The organism is Pseudomonas sp. GW-45, assembly GCF_056896675.1.
Genome location: NZ_CM167674.1, coordinates 3,031,772 through 3,046,930, shown reverse-complemented (window position 1 = coordinate 3,046,930; position 15,159 = coordinate 3,031,772). Strand labels below are relative to the sequence as shown.

Here is a 15,159-nt window from a genome sequence, read left to right as displayed (position 1 = left end):
CCAATTAGCCCAGGCGGCAAAATGAGATAAGAAAGGGAAGGGTGAGCGGACGCTCAGAAATGCGCGTGGCAGTCTTGGCAGCGGTGTTGACACAGCAGCTGGTCATCTACCAGCTTGCCCAGGCGCAGGCCAGCAATGCAGCCAGCAAAGGCACCGGTAATGGCGCCAAGTACGGCACCAGCACCTACACCCCCAGGGCCAGCAATGACGCCAACCTGCATGCCGATACGGGTACCGGCCAATGCACCAGTTGCAGTAGACGTTGCAGCACCGGTCATGCCACCAGCAACAGTGCCAACATAACCGCCAATGCGCTTGCCGTAATTACAGAAAACCACCCGCTGCGAACCACAGCGTGGACAGGATCGAGACATAGTGACAACCTCATGAGACAGGCCAGTTGAGCGGACTGGCTGGGGTAGGCTCATGGGTGTTATGTAGGGTTGAAGAAAGTTTGGATGGAAATTGTTGAGGCAGTGTTTATGTTGTTTGCTTAGAGGGCTGCTTTCGGCCCAGAGTGTGTAAAAACGCTATCTCAGACCCTTGCTATAATTTCTGAGAATCTCATTGCAAGGGAAATCAATGAAACGGTTTATCCAGGGTGAACACCGAGGTCAAAGCACCTTGCTTCCCGAAAGCCTCGACGACTACGTCAGCGATATCAATCCAGTGCGCGTGGTCGATGTCTTCGTCGATGAACTCGACCTAGCCAAACTGGGTTTCGATGGTGTGATTCCAGCCGAAACCGGCAGGCCTGCTTATCACCCTGCGATCCTGCTGAAGATCTATATCTACGGCTACCTGAACCGCATTCAATCCAGCCGTCGTCTGGAGCGTGAAGCCCAGCGCAACGTAGAGCTGATGTGGTTAACAGGTCGCTTGATGCCCGACTTCAAGACCATCGCCAACTTCCGAAAAGACAACAGCAAAGCTATTCGCGGCGTCTGCCGTCAGTTCGTTTTGCTCTGCCAGCAGTTGGGGCTGTTTAGCGAAAACCTGGTTGCCATTGACGGCAGTAAATTCAAGGCGGTTAACAACCGCGACCGGAACTTCACTAGTGCGAAGCTGAAGCGGCGCATGGAAGAAATCGAGGCGAGCATCAGCCGTTATTTGGCCTCACTCGATGCGGCTGATCGCCAGATACCTAGCGCCTCTAAACCAGATACGGTGAGCTTGGAAGATAAAATCGCCAAGCTCAAAGCACAGATGAAAGAGCTTCAGGGGATTGAGTCACAGCTCAACGAATCGCCAGATAAACAGGTTTCGCTGACCGACCCGGATGCCCGTTCGATGATGACGCGCGGCAGCGGGATCGTTGGCTACAACGTACAGACGGCTGTCGACACGCAGCACCATTTGATCGTTGCTCACGAGGTCACCAACCGAGGTTCTGACCGTGACCAACTCAGTTCAATGGCGAAGCAGGCTCGTGAAGCCATCGGCGTAGAAACGCTGTCGGTAGTTGCCGACCGAGGCTATTTCAAAGGCGAAGAAATCCTGGCTTGTTACGATGCAAACGTCACCGCCTACGTGCCGAAGCCGATGACTTCAAGCGCCAAAGCTGATGGCCGATTCAACAAAGATGCCTTCGTGTATGACGCGACCAGAAACGAATACACGTGCCCGGCGGGAGAGGCCCTGATCTGGCGATTTTCCAGCGTTGAGAAAGGCATGAATATGCATTGCTACTGGAGCTCAAAGTGTCAGAGTTGCACGCTGAAAAGCCAGTGCACACCAAGCACAAATCGTCGAGTAAAACGTTGGGAGCATGAAGCTGTGCTTGAGGAAATGCAGCGACGGCTGACCAGAGCACCAGAGATGATGAAGGTTCGAAAGCGGACTGTTGAGCATCCCTTCGGGACGCTCAAGCAATGGATGGGGGCGACACACTTCCTGACTCGAAAACTGAACGGGGTGAGTGCGGAGATGAGCTTGAATGTGCTCGCCTATAACATGAAGCGGGTTATGAAAATCATCGGTACAGAAGGCTTGCTGAAGGCGATGGCGGCGTAAAAGCCTCAGCTTTTACTGCTCCAGGAGGTGCCGAAGAGCTCCATACACGTTCTGACGCGCTATCGACACTGATCTTGGCAAATGTCCGGAAAATCGCCTCGCCCAAGAGCACTGGGCTTAGTCATCCAACATGCGAAAAGTGTTTTTACACACTCTGGTCCAAGAGCGGTCTTTCAAACTAGTCTGTAAACTTAGTGCAATCCACCTCAAGCGGAAGGCCCATTTATATAAGCAGGAAAAGTGAAGGGTTTGCGGTGAGGCGAGATGAAAGCGGTGGGAGGCAGACCTGCTCCCAGAATGGTCACTCCTTCCGATCGTACTGCTCGCGTAGGGCCTTTCTGATATTGTCTTTTTTTTCGTCTACCATCGAATCTAATTCAAACTCGTGAATTTCGTATATCTGGAAGGGTAAGAGCAACGTTCTTATGAGAGCAAGCAGTAGCACTCCGCTGCTTGCGCCCAACAAAATCTTATCGATGAGCAGCGCTGCTCCCACAGCGTCTGCGATAAGCCAGGCTATGCAAAACGCAATGAGTAAGAGATGTACGATGAGCGTCACTGCTTGGGAAAAAAGCAGATACTTGACTTTGGCAACGTACTCTTCGGCCTGTTCGAATGGCAGGCTTGAAGCCCCGGTAGTACGACCAGTGAAAAGCATCAAGGTAACCATAAAGCCAGCGAGCACAGAAGCAAGAGTCAAGACCGCAGCGACGACGCCGCGGATTATAGATTCTTCCCTTCCCGCAAGCGCGCCTGAGAGCAGCCAGCCTAGACCGAAACCCAACGCGACAGGGAGAATCGCGGCAAAGCACTGCTTAAGCCAAAAATGAGACGTGCGCGTAACAATACCAAGCATGCCCGTCGCTGCTGCGGACGCGCTTTGCACTTCGTCGGGAATGATGAAGTCACGAAGTCTCATATTTATTTGCTCAGTTGCTTCATGTTTTTCCGGAGAATGCCATTGTACGTTATTGGACCCTTCACATCCGGGTTACGCAAGTCTCGAAGATATGAATTCAGATGGGCCTCCACCTCGCTTACTGCGATTCTTCCCTCCGGTGTAATCTGAATTTGGACGGGCTTTCTCTCGCGATACTTATCGAGGCTTGTGAAGCCACCGCCTTGGTTAAACTTTACAGAAATCGAGTCAAATGCGGAGTCATCGAGCAGGTCCATTGCATCCTCCACATTGATCTCATCGTCATCCGCAGCTTCCCACGTCACAGCGCACTTATTCGTCCCCATAATCGACTGCTTTATCGATGAAAGCTTGGTGCCATAGGTGCTGCCAGTCCCAACCACATCGTGCAACAGCTTAGCCTTTATCTCCTTGATGCCATTCTTAGAGTGAATCAGCTCACGGAGGTCCTGCGACTCGATATCAGACAGCTGTAGCAAACCGTGATGCTTTGGGTGGAACTCCTTAAGAAGCGCCCGCAAGAGACGTTCTAAGCCCGCTATGCCGCCGGAACCCATAACGTTCTCGACTATGAGAATCTGACCGAATGCGAGGACTCGATAGGTATAAGCTAACTCCTTCGGGTCGCCGGCTGGATCTGAAAGGCTAACCACGTCAACGTCGACCTTTTCTTCTTCCATTTTAGGTGAAAAAGCTTCTGGCGCATGACCTTTGACGTAAGAACAGACCGTGAACAGTACTCCCCCATTTTCACCAAGATCCTTGAAGTCGTTTATGAATACGCAACGACTACCATCATTGATCTTCTTGTTCATGAACGGGTGGTGCCGGTCAGCAACTTTCTTGGTACGAGACCGGATAAGCCGCAGCTCGTCTTCTATTCGTGGTTGGCTCCAATCCTCGGGGGTGGTTTGGCGCGGCTTGTAGCTCACTGCCTTTACTATCAGCATCCTTCCCGTCGTCTTCATCGGGTCCTTTTCTCCATGTCCGTGTAGATATCTGCTACTGGCGTGGCGCAGGTCGTACCGCTAAAACTTGAGGCTTGTAAGGCTAGAAAACTATATTTACACGCTGCCAAGCCGCACTTAATTAGCGGCCCAAGGGTCGCCCTGCATTGCATCGATTTCCGGGTTCTGCCAGATCGGCTCAAACGGCGACATACGGGGCTTGTCCGTCTCGTGAGACAAGCCCCTTTCGTATGCACGAAGTTTGATACGTCGTAATGTAGGCAGGTTTTTACTTCGTTTGAGAGATCGCCGCAGCATTTCTTGTATCTGACAACGGCCATCCAATGGCCCTCCTTGGGCTTCTTCTGTTAAAGCAGACTTCGTAAATTACCTTTTCCTGCCCTTAAAAGGTATAGCCCATGCAGGTTTTCCCATTTATGTGGCTGCGGTAAAACTATTTTACCTGCCGCGCAAGCCTCCGCAGCCGCTTCTTCTTCAGCGCAAAAGGGGCAGGTTTGTTGATCTCCCAGAAAGGTCCCCTTCTGGCCGGGATTAGTCATTGCTTTATCGAATAGGCACAACCTTTCTCGAATTTTCTGGGTTAACAGAAGCAACAGAAAGGCTTCCAGTGGCGGCCTGATCAATATGCTGACTCCACCATTCCATCATTGGTCTGCGCCGTTCAATGTAGTCAGCACGGTTATAAGCGCTTCTGACCTCATTCTTGTCTACGTGCGCCAGGGCTACTTCAATCAGTTCAGGGTCAAATCCATGCTCGTTGAGAACGGTGCTGGCAATAGAGCGCATGCCGTGGCTGACCAGTCTGCCAGCAAAGCCCATGCGCTTGAGTGCCATATTTGCAGTCTGGCTATTGCAGTGAGTGCGTGGATCGCGGTCAGCCGGGAAAACGTACTCCCTATGCCTGCTGAAAGGCTTCACTGCATCCAGGATGGAGAGTGTTTGCTCCGTTAGCGGCACGATATGAGGGCGACGTTTTTTCATGCGCTCTGCTGGGATAGTCCAGATCTTCTTATCAATATCGATGTCAGCCCAGCGTGTGGTTGCTGCCTCTACTGGTCGGGTCATGGTGTGCAGCTGCCATTCGATCAAGGCGCGGGTAGTGCGTTTGATGCTCGCATTGGCGATGGCAATCATTAGCTCTGGCAACTCTTCTGGATTAAGAGCTGCCATGTTCTGTTTCTTTGGCTTTTTGAAGACTGCTCTAATGCCGCTGAGGGGATTGGCGAGTACAAGACCTGAATTGACTGCATAGGTCATGATTTCGTTCAGCCGCTGAGACAGGCGCTTCACGGTTTCCAAACTGCCTTTAGCTTCAATGGGGCGAAGAAGCTCGATGACTTTCGGCGCTGTAATGCTAGATACCTGGGTATCTCCAAGATCCGGGAAGACATGCAGCGTCAGTGACCGCCAAATGTCTTCGGCATAGGCTGGTGTGACGTCTGTTTTTTTCAGATCAAACCAGGCTTCGGCAACTTTTCTCAAGGTGTGCTCGCTGGCAGCTTTTTGCTGCTGGCGGGTGTTATCTCGCTGTTCCTTAGGATCGGTTCCCTGAGAAATCAGCTGTCTTGCATCGATGGTGAGCTTGCGAGCTTGTGAGAGTGAGATTTCGGGATAGGTTCCAAGTCCCATGTTGAGACGCTTTTTGGTCACCGGGTGGTAGTAGTTGAAATTCCAGAGCTTAGAGCCATTGCTTCTCACTCGCATTTGAAGGCCGTCGCCATCACCTAAGACGTAATCCGTCTTTGCGGGGGCGGCATTCTTCACCTTGGCTTCGGTGAGACGTATGGCTTTGCCTGACATTTTGGTATTCCAGCTGCGTCTTTGGTATTCCAAAAAATACCATGTGAATGCTTGGAATACCATTTGGAATACCAGAAGTACTGGCTGCTGGTGGACGTCTGTGGACGCTGATGGATGCTAAGTTATTGATTTGTATATATTTCAGGCACAAAAAAAGACGTCCGGGGACGTCTTTAGATGTATATTTGGTGGAGCCGGGGGGATTTGAACCCCCGTTCTATTCCCGTATTTAATGGGCTGTATCAACGATGTTGCTGAAATGTTGCTGAAAAGCCTATTTTTCTTATAGCTTCGGCGCACTCATCGAGCGCTCCATCGTAAATGTCAGCGTGGTGCGCATCACCCCCGTGATCCCCGTTAAATTTCATCGGCAACTCGACTGCTATCGACGCACGGGAGGCCTGCCATATAGACCAAGCCTCTTCTACTTTTGGATCTGAATACCAATGCGACTGTCCGCCAAACGTAATTACCGGCCGGCAATGGTTGATGCTTTCAAACCAGGACTCAAACTGTGCCTGCATTTCTGTCATGTTCATGCTGACTCCTCGCTAGGGATTTGAACCGGCGTCCCAAACAGCTCTGCCGCTTTGCTGCCTGACGTGTCGCCATCGGTCGGAATATACCTGCCATAGACGCGGGCGATCATCACCCAGCTACTATGCCCCATCTGTTTTGCTACCCACATCGGATGTTCGCCGGCTGACAGCATCATGGATGCGTAGGTGTGCCGGGTCTGGTATGGGTTGCGGTATCGCACCTTCGCCTTTCTGATAACCGGAATCCAGAATGATTTGCGGATAGCCTGGTCGCCGTCGAATGGCTTGTCATAGCGCGGATCATGGAACACAGCCGCGCCTGCTATATATGTGTGCTGCTTCTGCTCGCGCAATGCATCCAGCGCCATCGGTAACAGCTTCACGTCACGAATGCCCGCCGCCGTCTTCGGCAACTCTGCTTCCTTGGCCGCCTTGGTCAGCCCTCGACTGATGCGCGCCTCGCCCCTTATCCAGTCAATATCTCCCCATTCCAGCGCGACCAGCTCCGAAGTTCTGAGCCCTGTCCAGAATGCAAACTGGAGCAGGTTTCGGTACTGCCCGGTGGCCGCTGACAGTATCGCCGCCTGTTCTTCCTTGCTGAACGGGTCAATCTCATCCTCTGCCTTTGGCTTACCCTTAACTGAGTACGTCCAGCCCGCCAGCGGGTTGACCTCGATCAGCTCGTCATCAATGGCGTCATTCAGTGCCGACCGCAGGCAGCTCTGCACGTTGGCCAGCCGCTTGTTGCCCGCGTCCATACTGACCAATACATATTTGATCTGCTTGCGCGTGAGCGTGACCAAGGGGTTACTGCCCAACTGCGGTATCAGTACGCCGTCGATGATCTTGCGGTAGCCATCAACCGTGGATGCCTTGAGCTGGGAGCGTTTGCGGTCGAGCCACGCTGTCAGGTATTCAGCAAGCGGGATCTGCCCGGAGCTATAGCCGATGCGCTGGGCGCGCTTGGAGTGGGGGAATGTTGCAGGGTAGTCGAAGGTGCCGTTGTAGATGGCCAGCTCGATTGCGGCCTTGTGCTTCTCAGCACGCTTCAGATTAGCGGGGCTGGGCTCAAGCGGGATACGTTCGCGGCATTGGACACCATCGAGCATGAAACTGATTTCAATGCTCGACTTTGACGCCGCCCTAACGCCGTTCCGTTTTCCACCCATGAGTTATACCCTTCCACACTTATCAACGGCTTACCGTCCGGCGCCCTCCGCCACACGATACCCTGTGGCCATGTTCCGTCCGCGCACTTGGCGCGAATAGCGGCCTCAGTGTAGCCGCTTTCGGCGGAAAACTGATTCACGGTTTTGTAATTGACCATCTGTCATGCCTCCCGGCTCAGTTCGTGCGCCGCGCTGTCTACTGCTTTAAGCGTATCGATGGCGCTTTCAAGGTTCTGGTGCTGCGAGCGGAATATATTGCAGCAGTGAAAATGCCCGGTTTCGGTGTCGGTAACCTTCACGCCGGTTGGGATGTTTCCGGTTAGCATCCCGGCTGTAGGTTGCGGCGGCCACGGCTCCCATTTGTATTTTGATTTGGACATTGCTATGCCTCCCGGCGTGTAGGGTGGTGCCAAAGTGGGGTGGGGTTATTGCGGTTCGGCTTCGATCTTATGCCGACAGTCCGGCACGCCCATGTTTACTCTGATGCTGCGATAGTCCGGCACAACGCCGCGGTCCCATTGGGTGAACGCCAGATAGCGCTTGCAGGTGTCGCGCTCAGGGCACCATTTGCCGTTCGGCATCAGGTGGGAATGTGGCGAAGTGCGCGCCCTTGAACGGCTTGGTGGTTACCGTCCAGACGCTGCGCTTGTTTCGCATATCAAGCGAGTAGTTGCTTTCCGCTCTGTCGGGTCGGTGCGTTCCGGCTCGCTGCCCAGGTAATACCTGCTCGCGTTTGGATCCTTCGCGCTTGAAGCTGTCCCGTTTCGCCCGTACTGCCTTCATTGGGCCGTTCGTTTTGCCTGGTACTCGGTCACTACCTGCCTGAGCCGCCACGTTCTGCGCGAGCCTGGCAATCGAACTGGCGGCTACCGGCTCCTTGATGGCCTCGTGGTCGTAGTAGTAACGCGGACCCTTGCTGAGCAGAAAGATGTACTCGTGGGCCTTAGTGCACCGATCCCTGACGCTCTCGGGCATAGGGTTAGGCTTGCTCCAAATGATGTCTTGGCGCAGATACCATCCGTCCGCCTGCAGAGCGAAGGCAACGCGCCACGGAATGCCGATCAGGTCTTTTGGCTTCAAACCCGGTGGCGTCTTAGGTCGAGAGTTGGCCCATTGTTCAGGATTTTTCTCGCTGCCCTTTGACTGCGGAGCGTTCTTTGTTCCCGGGGCCGTGGAGCAGTAGCTATCGCCGAGGTTCAGCCAAAGCGTGCCATCGTCGCGCAGCACCCGCCGCACATCGCGGAACACCTCAACCAGCGCGCTGACAAACTCGTCAGGCGTTGGCTCAAGCCCAAGCTGCCCATCCATTCCGTAATCGCGCAATCCGAAATACGGCGGGCTGGTCACGCAGCAATCAACCGAGCACGCAGGCATCGCCCTCAGCGACTCAAGGCAGTCGCCTATGATTATTTGGTGGTTCATGGTTGCCTCGGCTATGCGGTGGCGTCCAGAGATTGCTGCTCTGCTATCGCGTTGACCTTGCGGTTATGCTCGCCCATCGCGTCATAATTCAGCGGTACCGGCTTGAAGCACTCAACGCAGAGCGGGCAGTTTCGGCAGCCGTTGCGCTTGCCTGATTCGATATAGTGGGTACTGCAGATCGCCAGTGTTGCCGGTGATAGCTCGGTGTATGGCATGGATACCTCTGGCCAGCCGGCCGGGTGGGGTTAAGCTCAGCGCTTATTGCCGAAGGTGATGGCGTACTTGTTGGCCCAGTGCTGCACAGTGCCTCTCGATACTCCAAGCCATTGAGCTGCATCATTGATCGTTGACCCACCAGCGGCGCTTACTCGCATCTGCTTTATCTGCTCATCACTCGGGCCGGCGCGGCCAGGGCGGCGACCTTTACCGCTGCCGATATTCAGATCCATTCCGTGCTCTTTCGCGGCCTTGCGCACAAGCCCTTGAGACTTGCCAACCTTTGCGGCTATCTCCGCTGCTGATAGAACGCCAGCTAAAGGCTTCATCTGGATCGCCAGATCGGCGCGCATTGCTTTGTTCTTCGCCGATCTTGCGTCAATGGCTACCTTCATATTGGCGTGCAAGTTGTCGATGCCAGACGGCTTGTGCGGTGCTGACGTTGGCTCTGGTTTATGCCCTGACCGCCTGTTGCGCATCGCTTCGTCGATCATGGCCTGGGCTTTAACGAGGTGGTCGGGGATGGCGTGTTGCATAAGCATGGCTTTCTGCCTTTCGTGACACGCCGCCGTGACGCTACGGCCTTGCGAGAAATTCCCGCAACGCTGCGTCGTCCAGGCGGCTGATGTTGTGGATTGCGCGGGTCAACAGGTCATGCACCTCGTCGATGCCGGTTACCTGCTTGATCCGCTCTATGTGGTCTGCTGTGCCCTGGTACACCTCAACCTTGAGGCTGTAGGCCAGCAGGCGGGCGCGGCGCTCTTCAGCTTTCAGCTTGTCGCGCGCCCGTTTCTCTTTCTGGCGCTCGGCATCTGACTTTGCCATTGCGTCTCCATACCCCTTAACGGGGAGGGTGGGTTAGGCCTCTGCGGTAATCTCGACCAGCTCCTGCTGGCGCCATTCTTCGCCGGTAGGCATCGCACAACAGGTTACGAACACCGGGATACCCCTGCTGCGGGCTGATTTGATCTCTGCGAGGGTGCCTGCAGACCTCTCCCAGCCCGGGCAGAGCACAACAGCATCGCAGCGGTGCATCAGCTCGAGCGTTGCGGCCAGCCAGAAGTGGTCGCCAATGTCTGGGTCTGCTTCGTCCAGGTCACCGGTGTTAGCGTGGGGGATGATGGGCGACCAGCCTTTGCGGATGGCGGCAAGACCGACGGCGCGCGCGGCCTGTATGTTGAGGGTAACGCCGGCGCGGGTTTCTGCACGATAGGGGCCGGCGACGTACACCACCGGCATCGATTGGTTATTCATAGTTGACCTATTGAGGTGACGGCGGCGAAGCCTGCGAGAATGGAGCCCCAGAACGCGAGGAAGGCCGCGCATTCCCAAAGAATCAGTCTGAGCATGGTGTCGGCCTCTGCTGGCGCTGGCGGGCATGCCGCTGGGCAACCTTGGCACCGCTTTGCACAACGGCGCCCATTACGTCTGGCTCATCGGCGCCGATGTAGATCAGCGAACTGCCGTCGGGCAGCTCCAGCATGAACGACGTTTCGCCGGTGGCTTGTTTCATTTCGACGATCGCCTGGTGGATGCTGGCGCTCATGGTCGGCTGCCGTGCAGCTGTGGCCGGGTTAGCGCTCCCATGGCCATCATGAAGTTTTTTGCCGCCCGCGCTTCGCGCTCAAGCTCGCTGGCGCGCTTGTTTAAGGTGCGCTCTATTTCACGCCGGACCCCGCCAATCTCGACCGGCAGCATGGCTCTTTGCTTGCGTATGTACTTCAAGTCTTTATTAGCCCACTCTTCCAGCTCATAGAGGTCTTCGAGCGTGCTGGCCTGTTCCAGCATGAGTATCCGGTAAACCATGAATTTGACGGCCTGTTCTTTGGTCAGCATGTTGGCTCCTTGCAGCATTGAGTTGTGCCCACAGGCATGGCGTGCATGCTTCTGGACACTGGAAGGGGGAGGGGTAAATAAGTAGAAAGGCGACCGAAGCCGCCTTTCCTTGCAGGCCTTGGGGCTCTAAGAGGCCGCCCCGAGCATCGTGTTTACATGGGTTAGCCTCCAGTTGATCGCGGCAGTGATAGGCGGCCGCTCGCCGTTTGAAGATGTATTGGAATGTCGGTCCAGACTATTTGCTTGGCTCCCTCCGGGGTTGGGATAGCACGCCAAGCTAGTGCTGCTTTTTTCTTGCCCCGCCGACATTCCAATACAGCCTCTCCCGAGGGGTATTGGACACCTCTTAGCTGGTGCCGCTTGAACCCGCCCGACCGAGAATGCTCGATCCGCATAAGCGGGTGATGCAACCAAGGCCTCGAAAGGCCCGCCCGCCGTATTCAATGCCCCGTGCTGGGCTGGCAGGTAACCGGTGTGCACGTTCTGGCTGGTTACATCTGGAAGGACTGTCCGGGGCAAACCGGAGGCGCGGAAGAGCTGTGTTGCGCACAACTCCCTACCCGCTAGCCTAATTCCGCGCGATCAACTGCGGTTCACAGCCCTTCCAGATGCCCTCTCAGTGAAAGGGCGATGGGTTACTTGGTGTCTGGGCGTATCGCTAGAATTTCAGCTCCAATCAGCATGTCTTTCAGCCAGTCATCGCCTTTCAGCTCTTCGTCGGTCGCCTCAAGAACATCGTCGTCCTCTATGCTGGGCATCAGAATCGCCGCATAGCCGTCTCGTTTACACTGATCATTTAGGAATGGCTTCTGCTCCAGCTGGTCGTAAGCCATTCCCACGGCGCAGTCGATCACGGTTAGGCCCGTGCAATTGCCGCCAACCTCAACCTCCATCGTGGCGCGGTATTTCCACATAGCGAAGGTGAGCTGTACTGTCTGCTTTGCCATGCGGCCGCAAAGCGTCATGTTCGGGTCGTAATTCATCACATCTGATTCAGCTGCCATTTCCCTTCTCCTTCCGTTATCAACAAATAGCTAAGCCGGAACGCGGATCACTCGTATTCCGCGAGCCGTGTTCTTCTCGTGCGCCAGATAGCCCTTATCTGCAAGCGCTTTGACGTGGCAGTCAGCACCGTTAGAGGCAAAACCAAAGTGGCTGGCTATTTCTTTCCTCGTTGGCGGGTAGCCGCGCGCTCTGCCGAACGTTGATATAAATTCCAACACTTCGCGCTGACGCTTTGTTATTGGTTTGGTGTTCTGAATAGCCATTCCGCTCTCCTTCAACAAATCCGAAACACACTCACCACGTCATCACGACGCCCGCCGCCCTTTACTCGGACAATGCGGTTACGTGTTACTGGCTGGTGGTCGGGGGTGGCTTGTACTGCCATCATGCATATGGCGAGCATGAGCAGCAGCGGGGTGATGATTGCGCGGCGCATGGCCTCTGCGACGAGCTGAGCCCGGCTTGAGCAGCGAAGGTTGCACAGAGACCGGTTCATGTACGTCTTGACCGTGGTGTGCGACAGGCCAAGCACACGGGCCGTCTCTTTGTCCTTGTTGCCGAGCATGCAGGTGATCAGGCAGCGTATCTGTTGAGCAGTAAGGCCCAAGCCCAAGTGGCCCTGCCAGCCTTGGTGTTCGATAGTTTCCATGATTGATCCTCGGTTGTTCCCACATGCACCCTGTTGCCAAGGTGCATATAGAAATCTGTTTATTGCTTGCCGGCGTTACATGCCACGCCGGTTTGGCTCCCTTGCGGGTATCTCCATCACGCTTTCTTGCTGGATTCGTATCTCAAGTCTGCGCCCCTGGATACTGTTCAGGGCACTGCCGACTAGCCTGCGTGACTTCGCGTGACTGCATATGGAGTCACGGCCAGTTCCAGAGCTGGCATGGAAGGTGAAGTTTGTAGTGCGCTCTGTACCCGTTAGGGGATCACCTTGCGCAGATCCTGATCTGTTAAAGAACGGCGGGTCGAGCCCTGGGCCGTTTGTTGCTGGCTTGGGAGTAAATTTAGCTACGGGCTAAACTTATGTCAATAGCTAAAAGCTAAATAAATTTAGCTGGGCAATAAAAAACCCGCACAAGGCGGGCTGGGGGAGGGTACAAAAAAGCCCGCGCGGGGCGGGCTTGGGTTCTTTCTACCTGGCGCTATCCGGCAATAACGTACCGAAGGATGACACCAAGGCCGGCTGAAGCCACGGCGCCTACAACGATTGCGCCGCCAAGATATTTTGCCATGGTTATGCGCATGCCGCTCACTAGATCAGCTACTTTGTCAGCAGACTGGCTGATTCTAGTAACGTCTTTGTCGAGCTGCACAAAACGTTGGTCGGTTGTTTTTTCGAAAGCTTTGTCCCGTTCTGCCTGCCCCGTAAGGAAGGCGTCTATTTTCCCTTCGATGGACGCAACGCGGGTATCCATCCTGGCTTCAATGGCCTCAAGCTTAGCGTCGAGAAGATCTTTCGGTACGTAGTCCATGTAAGCAGTATCGTCCTTTCTGCGTTGTTTGTCAGCAGCACGTCGACGTGGTGCTTTTCCTGCGACGGTAACAGCCGCTTTGGCAGACTCCCCGGCTATGTGCGTCCATATGGTCGCCGTGGCCCTATCGTCACCTACCAAAAAAGAGAACCCAGGGGACTGTTGCTGCGCTTCGTACACTTCCGCAACCAGCTCTCTGACAATACTGTCAGATATGCTGGTGCGCTGAGGCTCATTCACATACTTGTGATAAGCGCCCTGCATTACGGGCAAAGGCATAAGGTCAGACCTACCCTTGCTCATCTTCTGCCTCACCTACTCCCGAATCTGCAGGTTTTATCTGTCTAAGAATGGCATTCGCTAGAGCCTCCGCCGCTTCTATTGGGATAGAAACCGAGGCGACATTTCTGCGATAAATCTCAAAACCATCTTTGTGTGGCGTGAGACCAGTATCAGACATTAGCTCGTCAAGGACCTCAACCACGTCCCGACCCATTGCTATCGTTACGAAATGGTTCGGACCATTCATCATGTTGGTGATTGAGAACCGATCTACGTACTCATTGATGAAGTTTTCAGACTTCCGGTGTGCAAGCCTTCCTTCCATCGTATGGTTATTTTCAGCCATGAAACCCTCCTTAGTTTTTCGATTCAAAGTTTAGCTGCCCTACAACTTCCGCGCACCCAGGCCAGCACGGCGCGAGCTATATCCAACAAAGCACCTTGCTGGGCGGCAGGATCGCGCCGACATAGTGAATATCCGCTATTTCATCCCATTCAAAATTGTGGCGGCCGTGAGCGCTGTTGATCGACATAACGCTGACGGCCTCGCCATTCTCGAACAGCAGCTCTTTGACCATGCTGCGGCCATCCCTGAGCGTGATCTTCACGTACTCGCCGGGAACCAGGCGGTGGCCCGGCTCGCATACAGCTATCCAGCCGTCGCGTATTGCCGGTGCCATAGAGTCACCTTTAAGCCTCAAGGCATAAGCGTTTTCATCGCGGGAATATGTTTCTACCCATCCATCTGCGGCATCCAGCCCTTCCCAGAAGCCGCCGTCACCCAACTGCGCGGTGCCCATAATCTCAATCCTTCGAGGTGCGGTAGTGATCGGCGGGCCGGGCTCTGTGTTGCTGGAGCCTTCTGTATAGCTATCGCCCGAAGCAGAATGCTGCGCGCTGTCGATCCATCCGCGCGGCAAGCCTTCGTTCACTTCGATCCGGCGCGCCACGTCGTCGCCCAAGTTCTTTTCAGTCTTATCAGAAAGTATTTGGCTTAGATGGGATGGCGACATCTCCCACTTAGTAGCAGCGGCGCCTTTCTTTCTGCCTGCCAGTAGTAATAGCAGGTTTGATTTTCTGATTTCGTGAATATCCATATGCATATATTGACAAGGTTTAGCCGGATGCTAAATATGCGCGCGGCTAAATTTGGTTGATAAAGTATTAGCTATGAGCTAAATTCTCTCCAATACCAAAGGAGAGCCCAATGAATAACCATCTACGCGATTGGCTGGCACAGGCGCCAAGTTCCCGCAGAGAATCCGTTGCCGCCGAAGCAAGAACAACTGTTGGCCATCTGTGGCAGCTATCTGGCGGACATAGACGGGCTTCTGCAGAACTAGCCATGAGGCTTCAAAAAGCTTCTGGCGGTGAAATCACTCTTGCTGGATTGCGCCCCGATATTTCCGAGCTGGTTCAGCAGTCGCTGAAAGAATCAGCCGCATGACTCCCACAACACAAAGTATCCGCCAATCGTCAACCGCTCAAAAGTCGGTTGGTGGTGCTGGGTGG

General features: G+C 54.5%; 23 protein-coding genes. 3 read left to right on the top strand and 20 right to left on the bottom strand.

Annotated features, from left to right (window positions below):
* Nucleotides 1-53: 53 nt before the first annotated feature.
* On the bottom strand, nucleotides 54-374 hold the full coding sequence (locus tag AC1XYH_RS14240) for a hypothetical protein (protein WP_483323822.1): 321 nt from the start codon (nucleotides 372-374) through the stop codon (nucleotides 54-56).
* A 208-nt stretch (nucleotides 375-582) separates the two neighbouring features.
* Between AC1XYH_RS14240 and AC1XYH_RS14235 the strand changes: the two genes are divergently transcribed.
* Nucleotides 583-2,013, top strand: coding sequence for an IS1182 family transposase (locus AC1XYH_RS14235; protein ID WP_096344619.1), 1,431 nt, complete (start codon nucleotides 583-585; stop codon nucleotides 2,011-2,013).
* Nucleotides 2,014-2,314: 301 nt separating this feature from the next.
* Here the strand turns inward: AC1XYH_RS14235 and AC1XYH_RS14230 are convergent, their stop codons facing one another.
* The 5 genes from AC1XYH_RS14230 to AC1XYH_RS14210 form a co-directional block, all read right to left on the bottom strand.
* Nucleotides 2,315-2,932 (bottom strand): hypothetical protein, encoded by a 618-nt coding sequence (locus AC1XYH_RS14230; protein WP_483323821.1) that lies wholly within the window; start codon nucleotides 2,930-2,932, stop codon nucleotides 2,315-2,317.
* 2 nt (nucleotides 2,933-2,934) lie between these two features.
* Entirely contained in the window at nucleotides 2,935-3,900 is a 966-nt protein-coding gene (locus AC1XYH_RS14225) for a hypothetical protein (protein WP_483323820.1), read from the bottom strand.
* Between the two features lie 543 nt (nucleotides 3,901-4,443).
* Nucleotides 4,444-5,700 carry an integrase domain-containing protein gene (locus tag AC1XYH_RS14220; protein ID WP_483323819.1) on the bottom strand — a complete coding sequence of 419 codons (1,257 nt, stop codon included), beginning with the start codon at nucleotides 5,698-5,700 and terminating at the stop codon, nucleotides 4,444-4,446.
* A 242-nt stretch (nucleotides 5,701-5,942) separates the two neighbouring features.
* Entirely contained in the window at nucleotides 5,943-6,239 is a 297-nt protein-coding gene (locus AC1XYH_RS14215; protein WP_483323818.1) for a phiTE_015 family protein, read from the bottom strand.
* Nucleotides 6,236-7,408 carry an Arm DNA-binding domain-containing protein gene (locus AC1XYH_RS14210; protein WP_483323817.1) on the bottom strand — a complete coding sequence of 391 codons (1,173 nt, stop codon included), beginning with the start codon at nucleotides 7,406-7,408 and terminating at the stop codon, nucleotides 6,236-6,238. The genes AC1XYH_RS14215 and AC1XYH_RS14210 overlap by 4 nt, the downstream gene beginning before the upstream one ends.
* Between AC1XYH_RS14210 and AC1XYH_RS14205 the strand changes: the two genes are divergently transcribed.
* On the top strand, nucleotides 7,347-7,508 hold the full coding sequence (locus AC1XYH_RS14205; protein WP_483326435.1) for a hypothetical protein: 162 nt from the start codon (nucleotides 7,347-7,349) through the stop codon (nucleotides 7,506-7,508). The genes AC1XYH_RS14210 and AC1XYH_RS14205 overlap by 62 nt on opposite strands.
* Before the next feature lie 61 nt (nucleotides 7,509-7,569).
* Here AC1XYH_RS14205 and AC1XYH_RS14200 read toward each other — a convergent pair whose 3' ends face one another.
* The 14 genes from AC1XYH_RS14200 to AC1XYH_RS14135 form a co-directional block, all read right to left on the bottom strand.
* Nucleotides 7,570-7,788, bottom strand: coding sequence for a peptide chain release factor family protein (locus tag AC1XYH_RS14200; RefSeq protein WP_483323816.1), 219 nt, complete (start codon nucleotides 7,786-7,788; stop codon nucleotides 7,570-7,572).
* A 175-nt stretch (nucleotides 7,789-7,963) separates the two neighbouring features.
* Nucleotides 7,964-8,830 (bottom strand): DNA-methyltransferase, encoded by an 867-nt coding sequence (locus AC1XYH_RS14195; protein ID WP_483323815.1) that lies wholly within the window; start codon nucleotides 8,828-8,830, stop codon nucleotides 7,964-7,966.
* Nucleotides 8,831-8,841: 11 nt separating this feature from the next.
* On the bottom strand, nucleotides 8,842-9,045 hold the full coding sequence (locus AC1XYH_RS14190) for a hypothetical protein (protein ID WP_483323814.1): 204 nt from the start codon (nucleotides 9,043-9,045) through the stop codon (nucleotides 8,842-8,844).
* Nucleotides 9,046-9,081: 36 nt separating this feature from the next.
* Nucleotides 9,082-9,588, bottom strand: a complete 507-nt coding sequence (locus tag AC1XYH_RS14185) for a hypothetical protein (RefSeq protein ID WP_483323813.1) — start codon at nucleotides 9,586-9,588, stop codon at nucleotides 9,082-9,084.
* 34 nt (nucleotides 9,589-9,622) lie between these two features.
* On the bottom strand, nucleotides 9,623-9,871 hold the full coding sequence (locus tag AC1XYH_RS14180; RefSeq protein ID WP_483323812.1) for a hypothetical protein: 249 nt from the start codon (nucleotides 9,869-9,871) through the stop codon (nucleotides 9,623-9,625).
* 33 nt (nucleotides 9,872-9,904) lie between these two features.
* Nucleotides 9,905-10,300 carry a DUF1937 family protein gene (locus AC1XYH_RS14175; protein ID WP_483323811.1) on the bottom strand — a complete coding sequence of 132 codons (396 nt, stop codon included), beginning with the start codon at nucleotides 10,298-10,300 and terminating at the stop codon, nucleotides 9,905-9,907.
* 82 nt (nucleotides 10,301-10,382) lie between these two features.
* Nucleotides 10,383-10,592: a hypothetical protein gene (locus AC1XYH_RS14170; protein ID WP_483323810.1), complete on the bottom strand. Its 210-nt coding sequence runs from the start codon at nucleotides 10,590-10,592 to the stop codon at nucleotides 10,383-10,385.
* Nucleotides 10,589-10,882 (bottom strand): hypothetical protein, encoded by a 294-nt coding sequence (locus AC1XYH_RS14165; protein ID WP_483323809.1) that lies wholly within the window; start codon nucleotides 10,880-10,882, stop codon nucleotides 10,589-10,591. The genes AC1XYH_RS14170 and AC1XYH_RS14165 overlap by 4 nt, the downstream gene beginning before the upstream one ends.
* A 635-nt stretch (nucleotides 10,883-11,517) precedes the next feature.
* Nucleotides 11,518-11,886: a DUF5406 family protein gene (locus AC1XYH_RS14160; protein WP_483323808.1), complete on the bottom strand. Its 369-nt coding sequence runs from the start codon at nucleotides 11,884-11,886 to the stop codon at nucleotides 11,518-11,520.
* Nucleotides 11,887-11,916: 30 nt separating this feature from the next.
* Nucleotides 11,917-12,150 carry a LexA family protein gene (locus AC1XYH_RS14155; protein WP_483323807.1) on the bottom strand — a complete coding sequence of 78 codons (234 nt, stop codon included), beginning with the start codon at nucleotides 12,148-12,150 and terminating at the stop codon, nucleotides 11,917-11,919.
* 11 nt (nucleotides 12,151-12,161) lie between these two features.
* Nucleotides 12,162-12,536 (bottom strand): helix-turn-helix transcriptional regulator, encoded by a 375-nt coding sequence (locus AC1XYH_RS14150; RefSeq protein WP_483323806.1) that lies wholly within the window; start codon nucleotides 12,534-12,536, stop codon nucleotides 12,162-12,164.
* Between the two features lie 499 nt (nucleotides 12,537-13,035).
* The gene (locus AC1XYH_RS14145; RefSeq protein WP_483323805.1) at nucleotides 13,036-13,644 is read right to left on the bottom strand and encodes a hypothetical protein; all 609 of its coding nucleotides are present in this window, start codon (nucleotides 13,642-13,644) and stop codon (nucleotides 13,036-13,038) included.
* A gap of 10 nt (nucleotides 13,645-13,654) precedes the next feature.
* The gene (locus AC1XYH_RS14140; RefSeq protein WP_483323804.1) at nucleotides 13,655-13,993 is read right to left on the bottom strand and encodes a hypothetical protein; all 339 of its coding nucleotides are present in this window, start codon (nucleotides 13,991-13,993) and stop codon (nucleotides 13,655-13,657) included.
* Between the two features lie 76 nt (nucleotides 13,994-14,069).
* Nucleotides 14,070-14,744: a S24 family peptidase gene (locus AC1XYH_RS14135; protein ID WP_483323803.1), complete on the bottom strand. Its 675-nt coding sequence runs from the start codon at nucleotides 14,742-14,744 to the stop codon at nucleotides 14,070-14,072.
* A 110-nt stretch (nucleotides 14,745-14,854) separates the two neighbouring features.
* On the opposite strand from AC1XYH_RS14135, the gene AC1XYH_RS14130 reads away from it, so the two are divergent.
* Complete coding sequence (locus AC1XYH_RS14130) at nucleotides 14,855-15,094, top strand: helix-turn-helix domain-containing protein (RefSeq protein ID WP_483323802.1); 240 nt, start codon at nucleotides 14,855-14,857, stop codon at nucleotides 15,092-15,094.
* The last annotated feature ends 65 nt before the right edge of the window (nucleotides 15,095-15,159 follow it).